The 16,040-nt window shown below is 70.4% G+C and carries 12 protein-coding genes and 3 pseudogenes; 7 read left to right on the plus strand and 8 right to left on the minus strand.

The genetic code is table 11. The features are described from left to right. Window positions 1-25 precede the first annotated feature (25 nt). The gene (locus tag AB0N63_RS29945; RefSeq protein ID WP_365533739.1) at window positions 26-892 is read left to right on the plus strand and encodes a hypothetical protein; all 867 of its coding nucleotides are present in this window, start codon (window positions 26-28) and stop codon (window positions 890-892) included. Then, the gene (locus AB0N63_RS29950) at window positions 889-5,172 is read left to right on the plus strand and encodes a caspase family protein (RefSeq protein WP_365533740.1); all 4,284 of its coding nucleotides are present in this window, start codon (window positions 889-891) and stop codon (window positions 5,170-5,172) included. Before AB0N63_RS29945 ends, AB0N63_RS29950 begins: the two co-directional genes overlap by 4 nt. Window positions 5,173-5,962: 790 nt before the next feature. On the opposite strand, the gene AB0N63_RS29955 is transcribed toward AB0N63_RS29950, so the two are convergent. From AB0N63_RS29955 to AB0N63_RS29965, 3 genes are all read right to left on the minus strand, one after another. Continuing rightward, a complete protein-coding gene (locus AB0N63_RS29955) occupies window positions 5,963-7,174 on the minus strand; it encodes an amidohydrolase family protein (RefSeq protein WP_365533742.1) in 1,212 nt (403 codons plus the stop codon). 49 nt (window positions 7,175-7,223) lie between these two features. Further along, window positions 7,224-8,003 (minus strand): MFS transporter, encoded by a 780-nt coding sequence (locus AB0N63_RS29960; RefSeq protein WP_365533744.1) that lies wholly within the window; start codon window positions 8,001-8,003, stop codon window positions 7,224-7,226. 278 nt (window positions 8,004-8,281) lie between these two features. After that, window positions 8,282-8,911, minus strand: coding sequence for a hypothetical protein (locus AB0N63_RS29965; RefSeq protein ID WP_365533746.1), 630 nt, complete (start codon window positions 8,909-8,911; stop codon window positions 8,282-8,284). Between AB0N63_RS29965 and AB0N63_RS29970 the strand changes: the two genes are divergently transcribed. Together AB0N63_RS29970 and AB0N63_RS29975 are read left to right on the plus strand one after the other, a co-directional pair. Continuing rightward, window positions 8,910-9,590, plus strand: coding sequence for a TetR/AcrR family transcriptional regulator (locus AB0N63_RS29970; RefSeq protein ID WP_365533747.1), 681 nt, complete (start codon window positions 8,910-8,912; stop codon window positions 9,588-9,590). The genes AB0N63_RS29965 and AB0N63_RS29970 overlap by 2 nt on opposite strands. Before the next feature lie 484 nt (window positions 9,591-10,074). Then, window positions 10,075-10,842, plus strand: a pseudogene (locus tag AB0N63_RS29975) (IS5 family transposase); the annotation flags it as partial. On the opposite strand, the pseudogene AB0N63_RS29980 reads toward AB0N63_RS29975, so the two are convergent. Together AB0N63_RS29980 and AB0N63_RS29985 are read right to left on the minus strand one after the other, a co-directional pair. Continuing rightward, a pseudogene (locus AB0N63_RS29980) lies at window positions 10,823-11,271 on the minus strand (hypothetical protein). The pseudogenes AB0N63_RS29975 and AB0N63_RS29980 overlap by 20 nt on opposite strands. A 460-nt stretch (window positions 11,272-11,731) precedes the next feature. Then, window positions 11,732-12,478 (minus strand): SDR family oxidoreductase, encoded by a 747-nt coding sequence (locus tag AB0N63_RS29985; protein ID WP_365533878.1) that lies wholly within the window; start codon window positions 12,476-12,478, stop codon window positions 11,732-11,734. Between the two features lie 99 nt (window positions 12,479-12,577). Between AB0N63_RS29985 and AB0N63_RS29990 the strand changes: the two genes are divergently transcribed. Continuing rightward, window positions 12,578-13,480 carry a LysR family transcriptional regulator gene (locus AB0N63_RS29990; protein ID WP_365533748.1) on the plus strand — a complete coding sequence of 301 codons (903 nt, stop codon included), beginning with the start codon at window positions 12,578-12,580 and terminating at the stop codon, window positions 13,478-13,480. A 72-nt stretch (window positions 13,481-13,552) separates the two neighbouring features. On the opposite strand, the gene AB0N63_RS29995 is transcribed toward AB0N63_RS29990, so the two are convergent. Together AB0N63_RS29995 and AB0N63_RS30000 are read right to left on the minus strand one after the other, a co-directional pair. Beyond that, a complete protein-coding gene (locus AB0N63_RS29995) occupies window positions 13,553-13,759 on the minus strand; it encodes a hypothetical protein (RefSeq protein ID WP_365533751.1) in 207 nt (68 codons plus the stop codon). Then, window positions 13,747-13,992: a hypothetical protein gene (locus AB0N63_RS30000; protein WP_365533753.1), complete on the minus strand. Its 246-nt coding sequence runs from the start codon at window positions 13,990-13,992 to the stop codon at window positions 13,747-13,749. The genes AB0N63_RS29995 and AB0N63_RS30000 overlap by 13 nt, the downstream gene beginning before the upstream one ends. 67 nt (window positions 13,993-14,059) lie before the next feature. Between AB0N63_RS30000 and AB0N63_RS30005 the strand changes: the two genes are divergently transcribed. Beyond that, window positions 14,060-14,398, plus strand: coding sequence for a DUF6233 domain-containing protein (locus AB0N63_RS30005; RefSeq protein ID WP_365533756.1), 339 nt, complete (start codon window positions 14,060-14,062; stop codon window positions 14,396-14,398). Here the strand turns inward: AB0N63_RS30005 and AB0N63_RS30010 are convergent. Next, on the minus strand, window positions 14,395-15,303 hold the full coding sequence (locus tag AB0N63_RS30010) for a Ku protein (RefSeq protein ID WP_365533758.1): 909 nt from the start codon (window positions 15,301-15,303) through the stop codon (window positions 14,395-14,397). The genes AB0N63_RS30005 and AB0N63_RS30010 overlap by 4 nt on opposite strands. 235 nt (window positions 15,304-15,538) lie before the next feature. Between AB0N63_RS30010 and AB0N63_RS30015 the strand changes: the two are divergent. Then, window positions 15,539-16,004, plus strand: a pseudogene (locus tag AB0N63_RS30015) (transposase family protein); the annotation flags it as partial. Window positions 16,005-16,040: the final 36 nt, after the last annotated feature.

Consider the following 16,040-nt stretch of genomic DNA (forward strand, 5'->3'; position numbering starts at 1 on the left):
CGAGCACAGGGCTTGGGGGCGTGGGATGGCACGGGTCGTCGGGGTGCACGGAGTCGGCAAGCAGCTACTGGGAGAGGAGTCGCTGCGCTCGCAGTGGAGGCCCGCGTTGGCCGACGGACTTCGGCGAGCCGAGGCCGTCACCGGGACGGAGCCCGGGGCGCTGGAAGAGGACGGCTTCGCCATGGCGTTCTACGGGGATCTCTTCCGGCCGCCGGGACACATGCTGGCGGTGGGGGATCCGGCGTACACCGCCGCCGACGTCGAGGACGGATTCGAGGCGGAGCTGCTGCTGGCCTGGTGGCGAAGCGCAGCGGAGGGCGATGCGGGGGTGGCACCGCCGGGCGGGGACACCCTGGTTCGCTCCCCTCGGGCCGCGCAGACCGCGCTGCGTGCGCTGTCCCGATCCCGGTTCTTCTCCCGGATCGCGTTGCGTGCCCTGGTGTTCGACCTGAAGCAGGTCCACCGCTACCTCGCCGACCCTGAGTTACGTGTCCGGGTGCGCCGGCGGGTCCAGACGGCCATCACTGCCGACACCCGGGTGGTCATCGCGCATTCGCTCGGTTCGGTGGTCGCCTACGAGGCGTTGTGCGCACTGCCCGGACATGGCGTGCGAGCACTGGTGACGCTGGGCTCACCGCTGGGCACGCGGATGATCTTCGACAGGTTGGAGCCCGCCCCCTCACCGAGTGGCCTTTGGCCCGGGCCGGAGAGTCTGTGCTGGACGAACGTGGCCGACGAGGGGGATGCCGTGGCAGCGGTGAAGGATCTGCGGCCGTACTTCGGCGAGGACGTGCGGAGCGCGGTCGTGCACAACGGCTCCCACGCCCATGACGCCACGGCGTACCTGACCGACCGCCTGACCGGTGCGGCTGTGGCCAGGGGCTTGGCATGAACTCGTCCGAGCCGCGCCGCTATCTGATCGCCACTGCGGTCAGCCACTACCCCAAGGCCCGAGGGCTCGGCTGGGACCGGCCCCGGCTGGCCGATGCCCGTCAGCGGATCATCAACCTGTTCACCCGGCAGTTGGGCTACCAGCACGTCTCGGACCTCGGTCTGAACCCCACCGCCGCGCAGCTCACCGACGGACTGCGCGCCTTCTGCCGGGCCGCGGACCGCCGGCCTGACGATGTCCTGGCGGTGTACATCGCCGCGCACGGCGAGGTTCTGGAGGACGGCGAGCACGTGCTGCTGACAGCCGACACCGACCCAGAGGACATCGATGACGCCTTACCCACCCTGACACTGGCCCGCAAGATGCTCCGCGGCACCCGGGTGCGCCGACTGCTGCTGATGCTGGACACCTGCTTCTCCGGACAGGGCGGCAACGAACTGCTGGGCGCGGTCGCCGGCTTGAAGGGCCGATGGGGCGAGGAGACGGAGACAGGACTGGCCCTGCTCACGTCGGCACAGCCCAACGAGCTCGCCGAGACCGGTGCGTTCCCCTACCTGCTCGGTGAGGCCGTCACCAGTCTGGCCACCGCCGGCCACGGACCGCGGGAACTGGCCCTGGACGCCCTGGTCGCCGAGATGAGAGCCCATCCCAAGCGGCCCGGTCATCAGACCACCAGCGCCGAGATCATCGGGCTGACCGGCACGATGCCGCCGTTCTTCCCCAACCCCCGGTGCGACTCACGCCTGACCCACATCGACCTGGCCCTGCAGCAGACCTCCGCATGGCAGACCCAGACCGACCGCCGCGAGGTCGAATACCGCACGCGGCTGCTGCGCCGAGCCATGGGGCACAGCGATCCGTCCCGGGCCGGCTGGTGGTTCTCCGGCCGTCACCGCGCACTGGACGACATCACCCGCTGGCTCACCGACCTGCCGCCCGACCGGTCCGCCCTGGCGGTCACCGCCGGTCCAGGGTCGGGCAAGACCGCCGTCCTGGGACTGATCGCCACCCTGACCCATGCGGAACACCGACGCACCGTACCGCTCGACGCCCTCGGGCTCGGCGACCGCACCTTACCCGGCGTCGGATCGCTCGACGCCGCCGTCTACGCGCAGAACCTCACCGATCAGCAGGTCCTGCAGGGCATCGCCGCAGCCGCGCGGATCACCGCCACGAGCGTCGCCGACCTGCTCAACGGTCTGCCGGACCGGACCCGGGCCGGTCGACGGCCGCTGACGATACTCATCGACGCCCTCGACGAGGCGGAGACACCCGACACCCTGTGCAGTCACGTTCTGCGGCCGCTGATCGACCACGGCGGCTCCCGCGTCCGGCTGCTGCTCGGCACTCGTCCGCACCTGTTGTCCGGCCTCGGTCTGCGCCGCGAGGACCACATCGATCTGGATGCCGACACCTACGCCGACCCCGAAGCCGTCCTGGCCTACACCGTCCGCAATCTCCTCGAGGCGGCTGCCGAATCCCCGTACCTCCACTGCTCCCGCGGGCGGCTACGAGCGATCGCCCGGCAGGTGGCCCGCGCCGCCGGGTGCTCCTTCCTCGTAGCCCGGATCGCTGCCGGCACCCTCGCCGCCAGCCCCCACCTGCCCGACCCCGCCGACCCGGCCTGGCGCCGCTCCCTGCCCCGTCTGCCCGGCCAAGCCATCCACGACGACCTCACCCAGCGCCTCCGCGACCAGGCGCAGCGCGCCATCGACCTGCTCCGCCCACTCGCCTTCGCCCAGGGCCAGGGCCTGCCCTGGGAAGACCTCTGGGCTCCCATCGCCACCGCCGTCTCCGGCCGCCCCTACACCAACGACGACCTGCACTGGCTCCGCGGCGCCGCGGGCGCCTACGTCGTCGAGGCCACCGAGGACGGCCGCTCGGTCTACCGCCTGTACCACGAGGCGATGGCCGAGTACCTGCGCCAGGACCAGGACCCGACCCGGGTCCACTCGGCCATCACCACCGTGCTGCGCCGCCAGGTCCCCTACCGCGCCGACACCACCCCGGACTGGGCCCATGCCCACCCGTACTCGCTCCGCCACCTGGCCACCCACGCCGCCCGCGGTGGCCGCCTCGACGAGACCGTCACCGACACCGAGTACCTCGTTCACGCCGCCCCTGACGAACTCGCCCGCCACCTCCACCTGACGACCACGGACGACGCCTGCCTGCACGCGGCCATCTACCGTTCCTCTCTCGGCCGCCACCGCCCCCTCCGCCCGGCCGACCGCAGACAGATCCTCGCCATCGACGCCACCCGCTACAACTCCGGCACCATCCGCCGCGCCCTCAACGCCGCCCTGCCCCCTTCGTCCTGGACGCCGTTCTTCGCGACGGGCTCCGACGTCTCGCCGGCACTGCGGAACACGATGACCGGTGGCTCCGCGTCCACGGTGGCGTGTGCCGAGCTGGAGGGACGGCCCATCGCCGTCACGGCTGAGGACGAGGGAACGGTCCGCATCTGGGACCTGGCCACCAGCCGCCCCGTCGGCACCCCCCTCACCGGACACAGCAGATCGGTGCTGGCGGTGGCATGCACTGAGCTGGAAGGCCGGCCCATCGCCGTGACGTGCGGGGGCGACGGTGAGCTCCGCGTCTGGGATCTCGCCACCCGTCTGCCCATCGGCGTCTGGCACGTCGGCTTGGCGATGGCGGCGGTGTGTGCTGAACTCGACGGGAGGGCCGTCGCCGTCGTCGGCGGAATAATGGGCTCTGTCCGCATGTGGGACCTCGCCACCGGCCAGCCGGTCGGCACTCCCGTCGTCAGCCGCGAAAGCGGCGTTCAGGCCATGGCGTGCGCCGAGCTGGAAGGCCGACTCGTCGCCGTCACCGGAGGATACGACGGCACCGTTCGCAGGTGGGACCTGACTGAGGGGCGGCCGATCGGCGCGCCGCTCAAGGGCCACGAAAAACCGGTTCAGGCGGTGGCGTGCACGGAACTGGGCGGCCGGACCGTCACCGTCACCGGAGGACGGGACGGGACGGCCCGTGTGTGGGATCTGACCACCGGCCAGTCCATCGGCGCCCCTCTCATCGGTCATGACGGCCCGGTCTACGCGGTGGACTGCACCCGAGTGGACGGCAAGACCGTCATCCTCACCGGAGGACGCGACTGCACGGCCCGCATGTGGGACCTGAGTACCGGCCGATCCGTCGGCGTCCCCTTCGGCGGCCACGGCGGCTCGGTCCACGCGGTGGACTGCATCCGGGTGGGCGATCAGGCCATCGCGGTCACCTGCGCGGCCGACGGAGCCCTCCGAACGTGGGAACTGTCCGCCCATCGGCCCATCGGCGCGCCCCTCAGTGGACATGACGGCCGGGTGATAGCAGTGGCGTGCACCGAACTGAACAGCCGGACCGTCGCCGTCACCGGTGGAGAGGACGGCCCGGTGCGCACCTGGGACCTGACCTCAGGGCGGCTCATCGACGTCCTCGCGGGCCACGAGGGCCAGGTGAACGCCGCGGTGTGCGCCGAACTGGACGGGCGGCCCGTCGCCGTCACCGGCGGAGGAGACGGGGCCGTCCGCATGTGGGACCTGGCGATCGGCTGCCCCATCGGCGCGCCCCTCACCGGGCACGACGGACCCGTGCACCGCGTGGACCGCATTGAGGTGGACGGCAGGGTCACCGCCGTCACAGGCGGACGTGACGGCACGGTGCGCGTGTGGGACCTGACCACCCGCCGGCCTGTCGGCACCCCCCTCAAAGGGCACAAGGGCCCGGTGCAGGCGTTGGCCTGTACGGAGCTGGAGGGCAGGCCCATCGCCGTCACCGGTGGCGATGATCACACCGTCCGTATGTGGGACCTGACGACTCGGCGGCGTGTCGGCGCCCCCCTGAGAGGGCACGACGGTCCGGTGTACGCGGTGGCATGCGCCCACGTGGACGGCAGGCCCGTCGCCGTCACCGGCGGAGCTGACGGCACCGTCGGCCTGTGGGACCTGACCACTCGCCGACAACTCGGTGACGTCCTCCTGAAAGGGCACGACAGTTGGGTGGTGGCCGTGGCGTGCGCCGAGCTGGACGGCCGGCCCGTTGCGGTCACCGGAGGAAGCGACAGCACGATCTGCGTCTGGGATCTCAAGAGGCGGGTTCCCACGCGACTGCACCTGCCCTCGGCACCGGGGGCCCTGGACATCACGCGGACCGGAACTCTCGTATGCGGTGTCTACCGCGACATCTGCGCACTCACCCGCAAGACGGATGTGCAGCGCGTGGCGTCCAGGAGTCGTTGGCGCAACGAGCCGGAGGACAGCGATTACACGAACGAGGTGTAGGGCCGGCGACTGCCCGGTCAGAACCGGGCAGGCCCGACCTGTCGACGGTCGGCACGCCGGAGTCTCGGCGAATGCGACGACGCCGTGTTCGTACTCCACCTCCAGCCTGGTTCCACGCGTGTGAGCGGCCCGAACGGCAACCACCGTCCGCACAGGCGGAGTCGGGGGAGACCGGGCCGGACTCCGTCGGCCCGCGTCTGACGTCCGGTACTTGCCGTCCGGTCCCGCCGCGGACACCCGTGTGCCGCGTCCTCGCGCGCCGGCCAGGTGGGAGACCTCGAAGCACGACGACCGTTGGACCGGCCCCTGCCCTCACAGACAACCCGAACGGTGATCCCAGGAGTGCGACCGGGCTGCGGCGAACAGCCGGCCAGGCCACGGCCGGAGGCCGGCGCCGTGACCCGAGACCGACTCCGCCCGGATCGTCAGCGCCGGTACGAGCCGGGTCAACAACCCGCTCGTGCGCCAAAGACGCTAGCCGACACCGAGGACCGACCGACCGGGCTCGCGGGGCTTGGGGCGTGGCTGCTACAGGTCGAACTCGAGGTGCTCGATGTCCGTGAACCGGACCTCCTCCAGTCTGCCGGCGCGGCAGCCGCCGTCCTGGAACGGCGACCGCCCCCGCGAGCGCCGGGAGCAGGGGCATGTCTGGTCGGAGGTGCTACGACGCGCGCGCCCGGCGCCGCAGGAAGCTTGTCCGGTAATCGCTGCAGCCCCTCGGGCTGCTGAGGGGTTCGGGGGGTCTCACTCGGCGGCGGCACCCCTTCTGGTGCCGCCGCCGTCGCTCGCTTCAGTTCTGACGGGTGCCGCGGCGCCAGATGGACCTGATGTCGAGGGTGTGGTCGATGGTGGTCTGGGGGTCGCCGTTGACGAGGAGGAGGTCGGCGCGCAGTCCGGGGGCGATGCGGCCTCGGTCGGTGAGGTTGTAGCGGCGGGCGGGTATGGCGGTGGCAGCGGTGAGTGCCGCGGTGGGGGTTAGCCCGGCCCGGACGAGCAGGGCGAGTTCGTGGTGAATGCTGACGCCGTGGGCGACACCTCCGTGGGTGGGAACGGGGACGGAGGAGTCAGTGCCAGCGAGGATGTCGACGTTGGACTGGTGGAGGGCGCAGACGCTGTCGAGGACGTGCTGGAAGTCGCCTTGCGGGTAGGTGTTGAACGAGCCGCGGAGCGTCTGGGCCCATTCGTCAGTGAGGCGGGGGGCGACGCGGGGGTCGTCAGCGAGGTGGGCGCCGTTGTGGCCCATCAGGGATGCGGTGATGACGAGGCAGGGGGCGACGAACACGTCGGCGTCGGCGAGCGCGAGGACGATGGCTTCGTCCGCTCGCTGGTCGACGAAGAGGTGGGCGAGGCCGTCGACGCCGACGTCGAGGGCCTGGCGGGTGGCGTCCAGGGTGATGGCGTGGGCGATGACCTTGAGGCCGAGCGCGTGTGCCTCCTCGACGCCGGCCTTGATGGTGGCGGGGTCGATCATGGGCAGCCCGGGGTGGCCCATGACGGCGCCGTCTTCGATCATGACCTTGATGTAGTCGGCTCCGGCCTGGGCGAATGCCTGGACGTGGGCGCGGGCCTGGTCGGGGGTGGCGACCGAGGGCATCTCCCAGCCTTTGTGCTCGCCGGCCGTCGGGTCGTGCTCGCCGAGCCCTTCCATCAGCTCGCTGGGGTGGCCGCCCCTGGCCATCAGGGCGATCAGGGCCGAGCGCACGTCGGCGATGGTGTCGTCCTCGTTGACCTCGGTGCGCTGTTCGGGCGTCCAGTAGCCCTGCATCTCCAGCTCGGTGGTGACGCCGAAGCGCAGCGCGAGGGCGAGGCTGTCCTTGTTGGTGTGTACGTGAGCGTCGATGAGGCCGGGCAGCAGTGTCGCGCCGGAGCCGTCGACCACTGCCGCGTCGTCGGGGACGGGGCCGCCGACGGAGGCGATGGTGGTGCCGTTGACCACCACGTCGGTGACGCCGAGGTCCTGCTGCCCGTCGAAGACGCGGGCGCCGGTGATGACGAAGCTCATAAGTGTCCTTTTGTGAAGAGGTTCAAGTCGGGAGGGAGGCAGGCAGTGGTCAGGAGGCCGCGGTGGTCGGCTCCGCGGGCTCGGCGGGGGCGCTGCCGGGCTTGCCGCGCAACGGGGCCTCCTTGATGAGCACCGACGCCGCGAGGGCGGCGAGTGCGATCAGCGTGCCGGTGAGGAAAATCAGATGTGTGGCGTGTGCGACGTCGCTGATGTACGTCTGGCGGGCGGCGGCGGACAGGTGCTCGATGGCGCCGGACGGGCTGGCCTCGCCGGGCTGCTGGGGGGCGCCGGCCACGGCTCCGGTGAACAGGGAGGCGAAGACGGCGATGCCGAGCGAGCCGCCGAGGTTGCGGAAGAGGTTGGTGGCGGCTGAGGCGGAGCCGATGTCACGCAGCTCGACGGCGTTCTGGGCGATGGTGTTGGACATCTGCAGCGTGAATCCGGTGCCCGCGCCCACGATCGCCATGTAGGCCGAGGTCGCTAGGCGCGAGGTGTCGGTGCCCATCGTGGACAGCAGGCCCATCCCCGCGACCAGGAAGACGGATCCCAGGATCGGGAAGATCCTGTAGCGGCCGGTGGCGGTCATGACCTTGCCCGCGATGTTCGAGGTGATCAGCGTGCCGATCATCATCGGCAGCAGGAGCAGGCCGGAGCTGGAGGCCGAGGCGCCCTGCGCAACCTGCTGGTACAGCGGCAGGTACAGGGTGGACCCGAACAGGGCGACACCGGTAACGGTGAGCAGGACCGCGGCCAGCGGGAAGTTGCGACGGCGTCTGCCGTCGCGGCCTGGGGGCCGAGCCCGGAGGAGGGGGACGTCATGGCGAATCACCCCTTTCAGGGCAGTAACGGGTCTGTCGGAACGACCCTCCGACCGTAGCGAACATGTTCGTGACGAACAAGTTCGTACCACGATCGCCGGTCGCCTCACTCCACAGGCGGCCCTGGCGGCCCCACGTGACGAATGTCGGCAAACGATGCATTTCGGTCCCCGGTGGCTGGGCGCGCCACGGTGCGGCGCACACGGACGAACCCGGAAGGGGACGGGATGACGGAGAAGCAGCGGCACGCGCACGCGGGCGGCGAAGCCGTCACCGAGCTTGGAGGCGTTCACCGCGGCGGGGCTCGGAGCGCGAGGACATGGAAGCGGTCACCCTGCGCCGCCTGGCCAAAGAGCTGCAGACTGGGCCCGCGTCCCTGTATGCCTACGCGCGCACCCTGCAGGAACTGCATGCTCGCGTCCTGGACCGGGTGCTGGCCGACATCGACCTCCACTCCCGCCTCGACGACGATCCCCGCGCCCGGCTGGAGGCAATCTGCACCTCCTACCTGCACGTGCTGCTGCGCCACAACGGACTCGCCCGGCTCGCGGCCGGCGTGCTGCCCTATGGCAAGAACGCCATCGCCCTGACCGACACGGTCCCGGGCTGTCTGCCCGCCACCGGCCTGCCCCCTACGTGCCGCCTCGCGCTGATGCTCCACGTCACCGCCATCACCGCCGAATCGGACCGGCGGCGCAGCCGGCGCGACCCCGTCGGCCGCGCCCGAAGGGCCCATGAAGGCGGCGCCGACGAGCGCTTCCGCCACGCCAGTGCGCTGCACAAGGTGCTCGCCCGCGCCCCGGCGCAGCGCGTCTGGTGGGCGCTGGACGTCGCGCTGACCGGCATCGGCGCCGCCCGGGAGCCCGAGGCGCAGCGGACACGTTCGCTTCGAACACGTTCGGACGTAGAGTCGGAGCATGCCGACCCCTCACAACCGCCGCGAGCGCCCCGCCAAGCCCGCCCTCACTCTCACGGGCATCATCGACACCGCCGTGTCGATCATGGAGCAGGAGGGCCTGCAGCGCGTCACCATGCGCCGCCTGGCACAGGCCCTGGACACCGGGCCGGCCTCGCTGTACGTCTACGTCGCCAACACCGCCGAGCTCCACGCGGCGATCCTGGAACGCCTCTTGGGCCACGTCGACCTGACGGCCGCCCACTCGGACGAGGGCAACTGGCGCACCAGGCTGGACGCGGTCCTCGCCAGCTACGAGCAGGTGCTCTTCGCCCATCCCGCCCTCGCAATGTCCGCGCTCACCGCACGCCCCAACGGCGACAACTACCTCACGCTGCTCGATACCCTCCTCGCCCTGCTCGCCGAAGGCGGCGTCCCCGACCTTCAGGCCGCCTGGGGCGTCGACATCCTGCTGCAGAGCGCCACCGCCTCCGCCGCCGAACACTCCGTACGCCGCGAGGACGCGGCCGCCGACGCAGAATGGGCCCAACTGCGCCGCACGCTCACCGACGCCCCGCCCGCCCGCTTCCCGCACGTCCACGCCCAGAGCGGCAACCTCCTGTCCGGCACCCCCATCGAGCGCCGGCGCTGGAGCGTGGACATGCTCCTCAACGGCATTCTCGCCACGCACCCCGCCCCGTGACGCACGCGTCTACCCCGAAGCGAAAACACCCCCCCTTCCGGTCTGGAACAGCGCCTGAGCCCGCCACATACCGCCATGGCGGGCATTTCGCTGCCCTGACGCCGCCTGACCGGCCCGGGCAGCCGCCTCCCTAGATCTATCCGAGGCGACTTGCGCGGCTTACCCCGCGCTGTCGTTTCAGCAGCTCGCCGACGCCTCGTCATCACAGCAGACTGACTGCCTGCTCTCTATCCGCTCGCGCGGTCGGACAGGTTCGAACGGGAGCCTGGTTCGGGTGAGTTGTCCGGGGTGAGTGCATGAAGGAAGGGCCTCTTGGTAGCTCGCGGATGTCGAGTCCAGCGAGAAGCAAGAGGCCCTGTTGTCGAAGTGTCGCGTGGTCACGGTTGCCGGGTCCAGTCCGGTCACTCCTGGGTGTGACTGTCTCGCCCACAGGTTCGGCAACGCGGCCGACCGGCCGCAGCGCCGGCCCCGATACGGCTCGGACATGAGCGATTCCGAGTGGGCCGTGGTCAGGGACCTGCTGCCGGTTCCGGGCTGGCTTTCCGGCCGCGGCGGGCGTCCGGAGGGCTACTGCCACCGACAGATGATCGACGCGGTGCGCTACCTCGTCGACAACGGCATCAAGTGGCGGGCAATGCCCGCCGACTTCCCGCCCTGGCCGCGCGTCTATGCCTTCTTCGCCCGCTGGCGGGATGCGGGACTGGTAACCGAGCTGCACGACCGGCTGCGGGAAGCCGTCCGCGCCGTTGAAGGCCGCAGCGCCGAGCCGAGCGCGGGGGTCGTGGACTCGCAGTCGGTGAAGGCGGACGCCACCGTCACCCTCGGTTCACGGGGCTTCGACGCGGGCAAGAAGATCAACGGTCGCAAGCGGCACCTACTCACCGACACGCTCGGACTTCTCCTGGCCGTGCTGGTCACACCGGCATCCGTGACCGACCGGGACGGCGCCCGGTCCCTTCTGCCAGCGGCGGCCGGCCGCTTCCAGCGGCTGGCGCGGGTCTGGGCCGACGGCGGCTACACCGGCCACCTCACCGACTGGACCAGCCAGCATCTCGGGCTCGTCCTCGACATCGTCCGCCGCAGTGAGGACGTCCGCGGGTTCCGTCCACTGCCCCGCCGCCGGGTCGTCGAACGGTCCTTCGCCTGGCTTCTGCGCAGTCGGCGCCTGGTCCGGGACTACGAACGACGCACCGACACGAGCGAAGCCGTCATCCGCTGGTCGATGATCGCCCTCATGAACCGCCGCCTGGCCGCACAGCCTCATCAGTGCGCTGTTCTGCCGGCAGGTGAACCTCCCGGGCTTTGCCTCCACCAGCCAGCCCCGTTCCACCAGCCTCTTCAACCGTGCTCTCGCACCCTCGACGCGTGAGGCCGAGGCACTGTCCCAGCCGAGCACCACGGCCGCCCGCCGGGCACCCAGCCCGTCACCCCCGGCCTCGGCCGCGGCTGCCATCACCGCCTGGTAGTCCACCGACAGGTCTTCGACCCCGGCCGCGTTCTGGCGATGCGGCACCGCACGGCGCGGGCCCACCGGCTTCCTCGGCGACGGGCCACCGACCGTGTCGGCCGGCTGTTCCTCCTCGGCATCCACCAAGTCCGCCCGCAACCGCTCCAGTTCGGCTTCGAGCTCCTCCACCCGCACGGCAGCAGCCTTTCGCCGCGTTTCCAGGACCGCCCGCATCGACGGCATCCGCCACCCCCACGCCGACTCAATCAGCAACGAGTCGAGACTCCCGCCACATCCGCAATCTCATGCCTGACCAGCGGAATCCGCACACAGCATTCGGAAAGCGAACGACCTCTCAGAGCGCCGTCGTCCTTCACTTGTTGGGCTCTGAGGGTGCAGCGGAGCAGTGGCACCGTGCGGTGGAAGCCTTCCGAGCTGAGTCAGCGGGTGAAGGCCAGAAAGCGGTCTGGGCCGCAGGCAGCTTGCTTGTGGTGCTATGCGGCCTACCGGACTGGCGAAGGGCGCACGAACAGGCGGAAGTGTTCCTCTCGGCCTGCACCAGCCGATATCTGATCCAGGAGGTACTCAGCGACCTTGCAGACCCGCGAGGCGCCCTTCCCGTGGATGCCAGCCAGCTCGATCCCATCGTGAGCCGCCTGGAAGCAGCGTCGCCAGATGTCTTAACGGAGTCCTACTAGAGTTGCGAAGCCCCTCCGTCGACAGGGAATTCCGTTCCGGTCGAGAAGGTCGCACCGAACGCCAAGTACGCCACCGCGGCAGCCACCTCCTCGGACGCCCCCAGCCGCTGCATCGGGATGGTGCTCCGGTAGGTGTCCTTCGTCGCCTCGACGACATCGGCGGGCAGCGAGGAGCGGTCCAGGATGCCCGAGTCGATCGGGCCGGGGCTCACGGCATTGACGCGCACCTTGCGCGGCAGCAGCTCGCGGGCCAGGGTGCGCGTCATCGACCGCAGGGCTGCCTTGCTCGCCGAGTAGACACTGAGCGCGTCGAGGCCCAGGACGTTCACCACCGACGTGGTGAGAACCACGCCGCTACCCTCGCGCAACAGCGGCGCCAACGCCTGCACCGTGAAGTACGGTCCCTTGGCGTTGATGCCGAACAGCTCGTCGTACATCTCCTCCGTCGTCGAGTCGAACGGCGCGGACCCAGTGACGCCGGCGTTGACGAACAGCGCGTCCACTGCGCCGAACCGCTCCTGGACCGTGTCGGCCAGCGCCTTGATGTCCTTCAGGGACGCAGCGTCGCTACGGACAGCGGTCGCCTTGTTCCCCAACCGTTCCAACGCGGTGTCCAGGGAAGAGCGGGTACGGCCCGTGATCAGTACGTGCGCCCCACCGTCCGCGAACAACTGGGCCGTAGCCAGGCCGATACCGCTGCTTCCGCCCGTGATCACGATCTTCTTGCCGTCATAAGTGGTCATGCCCTCAAGCCAAATACGCATCCGCACACCATGTCCAAGACCTGTTCCGTATGCCGTGATGCCCCAGTCGTATGACAGCGCGCGGCGTACCCTGAGCGAATGGACGTCGATCTGCGACTCGTGCGCTATTTCACTGTCGTGGCGGAGTACGGCAACTTCGGTCGGGCCGCCACCAAGCTGCACCTGGCGCAGCCGTCGCTGAGCCGCCAGATCCAGCGACTGGAAGCTCAGCTCGGTGTCCGGCTCTTCGATCGCTCGCCGCAGGGCAGCAGCCTCACCGCCGCCGGTCAGGCCTTCCTTCCCCGAGCCCGGATACTGCTCCACGAGGCCGAGCAAGCCGCTTACACGGCCAGAGCCGCCGTCCAGCCCCGTACCATCACTGTCGGCTGCGCCGAAGGACTGGTCATCACCGCCTGCGTGCAGGAACTGCGCCGCCGGCACCCCGACAGCCAGGTCCGCACCCGGCACCTCGACTGGCGGGACACGCACGCCCTCGCCGAGCGTCGGGTCGACGCCCTCATCGCATACAAACCCCTGCCCTTGCCCACGGACGGCCTCCAGGTGACCAAGCTCCATGAGGAGCCGCGGGTGCTCGTTACCTCGGCGAGCCATCATCTGGCGAACGAGAAACCCGTCAGCCTGCGGGCTCTGTCGGACGAGGAACTGGTGACCTGCGCCAGCACTCCGGTCGTCTGGAGCACGCCCAAGCCGGTCGGCGACCGACCGGCACCACCCCCGCCCGCAATCGACGACAGCTACGAGGACAAGCTGGAACTCGTCGCCACCGGCCACTGTGTCGCGATCTTCCCTGCCAGCGATCGACGCGCCGCTGCGCGTGAGGACATCGCCCTGGTGCCCGTCATCGACATCGATCCCTGCGAAGTCGTGCTCGTCACGCGCGCTGACGACCCCAACCCGCTGCTCGGATCACTCGGAGACGTCGCACGTACAGTGCTCGGCGCAGCCTCCCGCCGGGAGAACAACGAACTGCCGGTCAACTGACCCCCTTGCCTCTGCGAGGTGCTCATAGGGCTGTCGCCCCGCTGCCCTCGTCGGCCTGCACCACGTGGACGATCAACGGCCCCCGGGTTCCCGCCAGCTCTCCTCGTCCACGAGGACGATCCGCGGATCCGGCAGGCCTCCGTACTCACCCACCCAGCCGGCGAACTTTTGGTCCGCGACCGCCCGGTCGTTCCACCAGCCGTGCACGACCGGCCGGCCCTCGGTGTACGCGATCAGATGGAAGCGGCCGGGACCGGGGTCGGGGGTCACCGCGTCCATGCGGCGATCATGCAGTCACGGCAGGAGTCCAGCCACCGCAAAGCGAGACCCGGCACGTCCAAGCGGCGGGTCGCGACGGCCGGGTCGTCGCAGGCCGAGCAGCACTGGCGTTCTGGTGACAGTGGGTGGATGCGGGCTTGATAGCCGGAGTGGCGTGATGGGCCGTCCGGCGCCGCCTCCAGGGCGTGCGGGTCGATGCCGAGGACGGTGAGGACGCGCAGGTCATCCGGCATGACCGACTCCTGATCACTCGCCCCCCTCACGATGCTCGCCAGCAGCCTACCCCCTACCATCGAACACGTGACCGATTTGCCGCCCGACCTGCCCCGCCTCCGCACCCTGGAGACCTGGCTCCGCCACAGCCTCGCCCGCGTCCAGCAGGAGATCGCGGCCAAGGAGCGGCGCGAGCAGGAACGGCAGCGCGGCATCGCCGCCCGCCCACCGCGCCCGGACTGGGTCCTCGAACGCGGCCTCAACCGGACGTCACCACCGGTTACCGTCCACACCGGGGACTGCCGGATGTCCGGCAAGCGGGTCGAGGCGATCGACCAGGCCGCCGCGCTCCGGGCGCTGGCCGAGGGCGTGGCCGCCTGCACGCACTGCCGGCCGGACAGCGCGCTGGGCTTCGTCGACGGCTAGGCCGGCCGCGACCGGCGGGTCGTCGTCGTCTTCTTCGCCGTCTTCTTGGCCGGCTGCTTCTTCGCCGTCTGCTTCTTCGGTTTCGGCATCTCGTGGACGTCGGCGTGGGTGTCGCTCTCGCCGCGGTCCTGGCGCGCGCGGGCCACGGACTCGTTGAGGGCGGCCATCAGGTCGAGCACCTTGGCCGGCTCCGCTGCCGGCTCCGGTGCTTCGGCCGGCTCGCGGTGCTCGCGCTTGGCCTCGATCACCCGCGCCAAGGCCTCGGTGTACGTGTCCCGGAACTCCTCGCCCTCCAGGTCCTCGCGGGCCATGGTGTCCACGAGCGCGAGCGCGCCGTCGATCTCGCGCTCCGAGACCTCCACCTCCGGCGGCGCCAGCTCGGCGGGATCGCGGACCTCGTCGGGCCAGCGCATCAGCTGGAGGACCAGGACGTCGTCCTTGACCCGTAGGATTCCCAGGCGCTCACGCCCGTGCCACGCCCACTTCGCCACCGCCACCCGCGCCGACCGGCCCAGCGCCTTCACCAGCAGCTTGTACGGCTTCGCCGCGACCTGACCGTCCGGGGCAAGGTAGTAGCCCTCGCCCAAGCGGACGGGGTCGATGGAGTCGAGCGGCACGAAGGCGTCGATCTCCACCGCCTTCGCGGTCGGCAGGGGCAGGTTCGACAGTTCGGCGTCGCTGATCGGCACGATCTGGTCCTTGGACCACTCATAGCCCTTGCCGATCTCCCCCTGGCCGACCTCACGGTCCTCCAGCTCGCACACCTTGCGGTTGCGGACCCGGCCCATGTCCGCCAGGTGGTACTGGTGGAAGTGGATACTGTGGTCCTCCGTCGCGCTCTGGACATGGATCGGCACCGTGACCAGACCGAACGAGATAGCGCCGGACCAGATCGTTCGAGGCATCAGGACACCCTCCACCGCCACCAGGCCCCGAGCACTCCCAGGCTACGAGACCCGCCCCACCACGGCATCCGGCCGTGGGCCGTCTGCCAGGTCGGCGCCCCCGGCCAGCGGATGGGGCGGCGGCCCGCCGACGCGGATCTGGCGTGCGCAACCGGGACCGGGCACAGGCGTCGCCGGCGTCGCCCGGCGGGCGTCAGGTCACTGTCCTCCAGGACGGCGCAGGCCGTCGGTCAACCGCGGCGGTCGCCGTGCGTTCGTCTCGGGCAAGAAGAAGCAGAACACGATGAAGGCCACCGTGATCGCCGACTGGCGAGGCCGCACGTTATGGACCGATACCCTGCGGCCCGGACGTGTGCACGACGCCACGGCCGCCCGCAACGAAGGCATCGCCGTCTGCTTCCAGCACTTTCCCGATGTCGAGGTCCTCTTGGACGACGGCTACCTGGGCCTGAGCCGCGACCACCGCGGGCAAGCGATCACGCCGCCCAGAAAACCCCCGGCCCGGAGCATTGCCCGGCAGAGTCGAACAGTGGGAACGCGACCGTCACGGGCACTCCTCCGACCGCATCACCGTCGAACACGCCCTCGCCGACCACAAACGCTGGAAGCAACTGATGCGCTGGACCCATCGCCGCGACCGCCTGCCCGGCACCTACCGCGCCATCGCCGGCCTCGTCTCCGACCGCACCAACAACACCTGAGAACAGGCCACGACCAGGCCAAACACACCTCACCCG

It is taken from the genome of Streptomyces sp. NPDC093260, assembly GCF_040683715.1.
Lineage (GTDB): Bacteria > Actinomycetota > Actinomycetes > Streptomycetales > Streptomycetaceae > Streptomyces > Streptomyces sennicomposti.

Excerpts from the sequence above, each read along its gene's own strand:
- AB0N63_RS29955 (WP_365533742.1), bottom strand. The coding sequence starts at position 7,174 with ATGAGCTTCGTCATCACCGGCGCCCGCGTCTTCGACGGGCAGCAGGAC.
- AB0N63_RS29965 (WP_365533746.1), bottom strand. The coding sequence starts at position 8,911 with ATGCTCCGACTCTACGTCCGAACGTGTTCGAAGCGAACGTGTCCGCTG.
- AB0N63_RS29970 (WP_365533747.1), top strand. The coding sequence starts at position 8,910 with ATGCCGACCCCTCACAACCGCCGCGAGCGCCCCGCCAAGCCCGCCCTC.
- AB0N63_RS29995 (WP_365533751.1), bottom strand. The coding sequence starts at position 13,759 with ATGGACGCGGTGACCCCCGACCCCGGTCCCGGCCGCTTCCATCTGATC.
- AB0N63_RS29950 (WP_365533740.1), top strand. The coding sequence starts at position 889 with ATGAACTCGTCCGAGCCGCGCCGCTATCTGATCGCCACTGCGGTCAGC.
- AB0N63_RS29945 (WP_365533739.1), top strand. The coding sequence starts at position 26 with ATGGCACGGGTCGTCGGGGTGCACGGAGTCGGCAAGCAGCTACTGGGA.
- AB0N63_RS30000 (WP_365533753.1), bottom strand. The coding sequence starts at position 13,992 with ATGCCGGATGACCTGCGCGTCCTCACCGTCCTCGGCATCGACCCGCAC.
- AB0N63_RS30010 (WP_365533758.1), bottom strand. The coding sequence starts at position 15,303 with ATGCCTCGAACGATCTGGTCCGGCGCTATCTCGTTCGGTCTGGTCACG.
- AB0N63_RS29990 (WP_365533748.1), top strand. The coding sequence starts at position 12,578 with ATGGACGTCGATCTGCGACTCGTGCGCTATTTCACTGTCGTGGCGGAG.
- AB0N63_RS29985 (WP_365533878.1), bottom strand. The coding sequence starts at position 12,478 with ATGACCACTTATGACGGCAAGAAGATCGTGATCACGGGCGGAAGCAGC.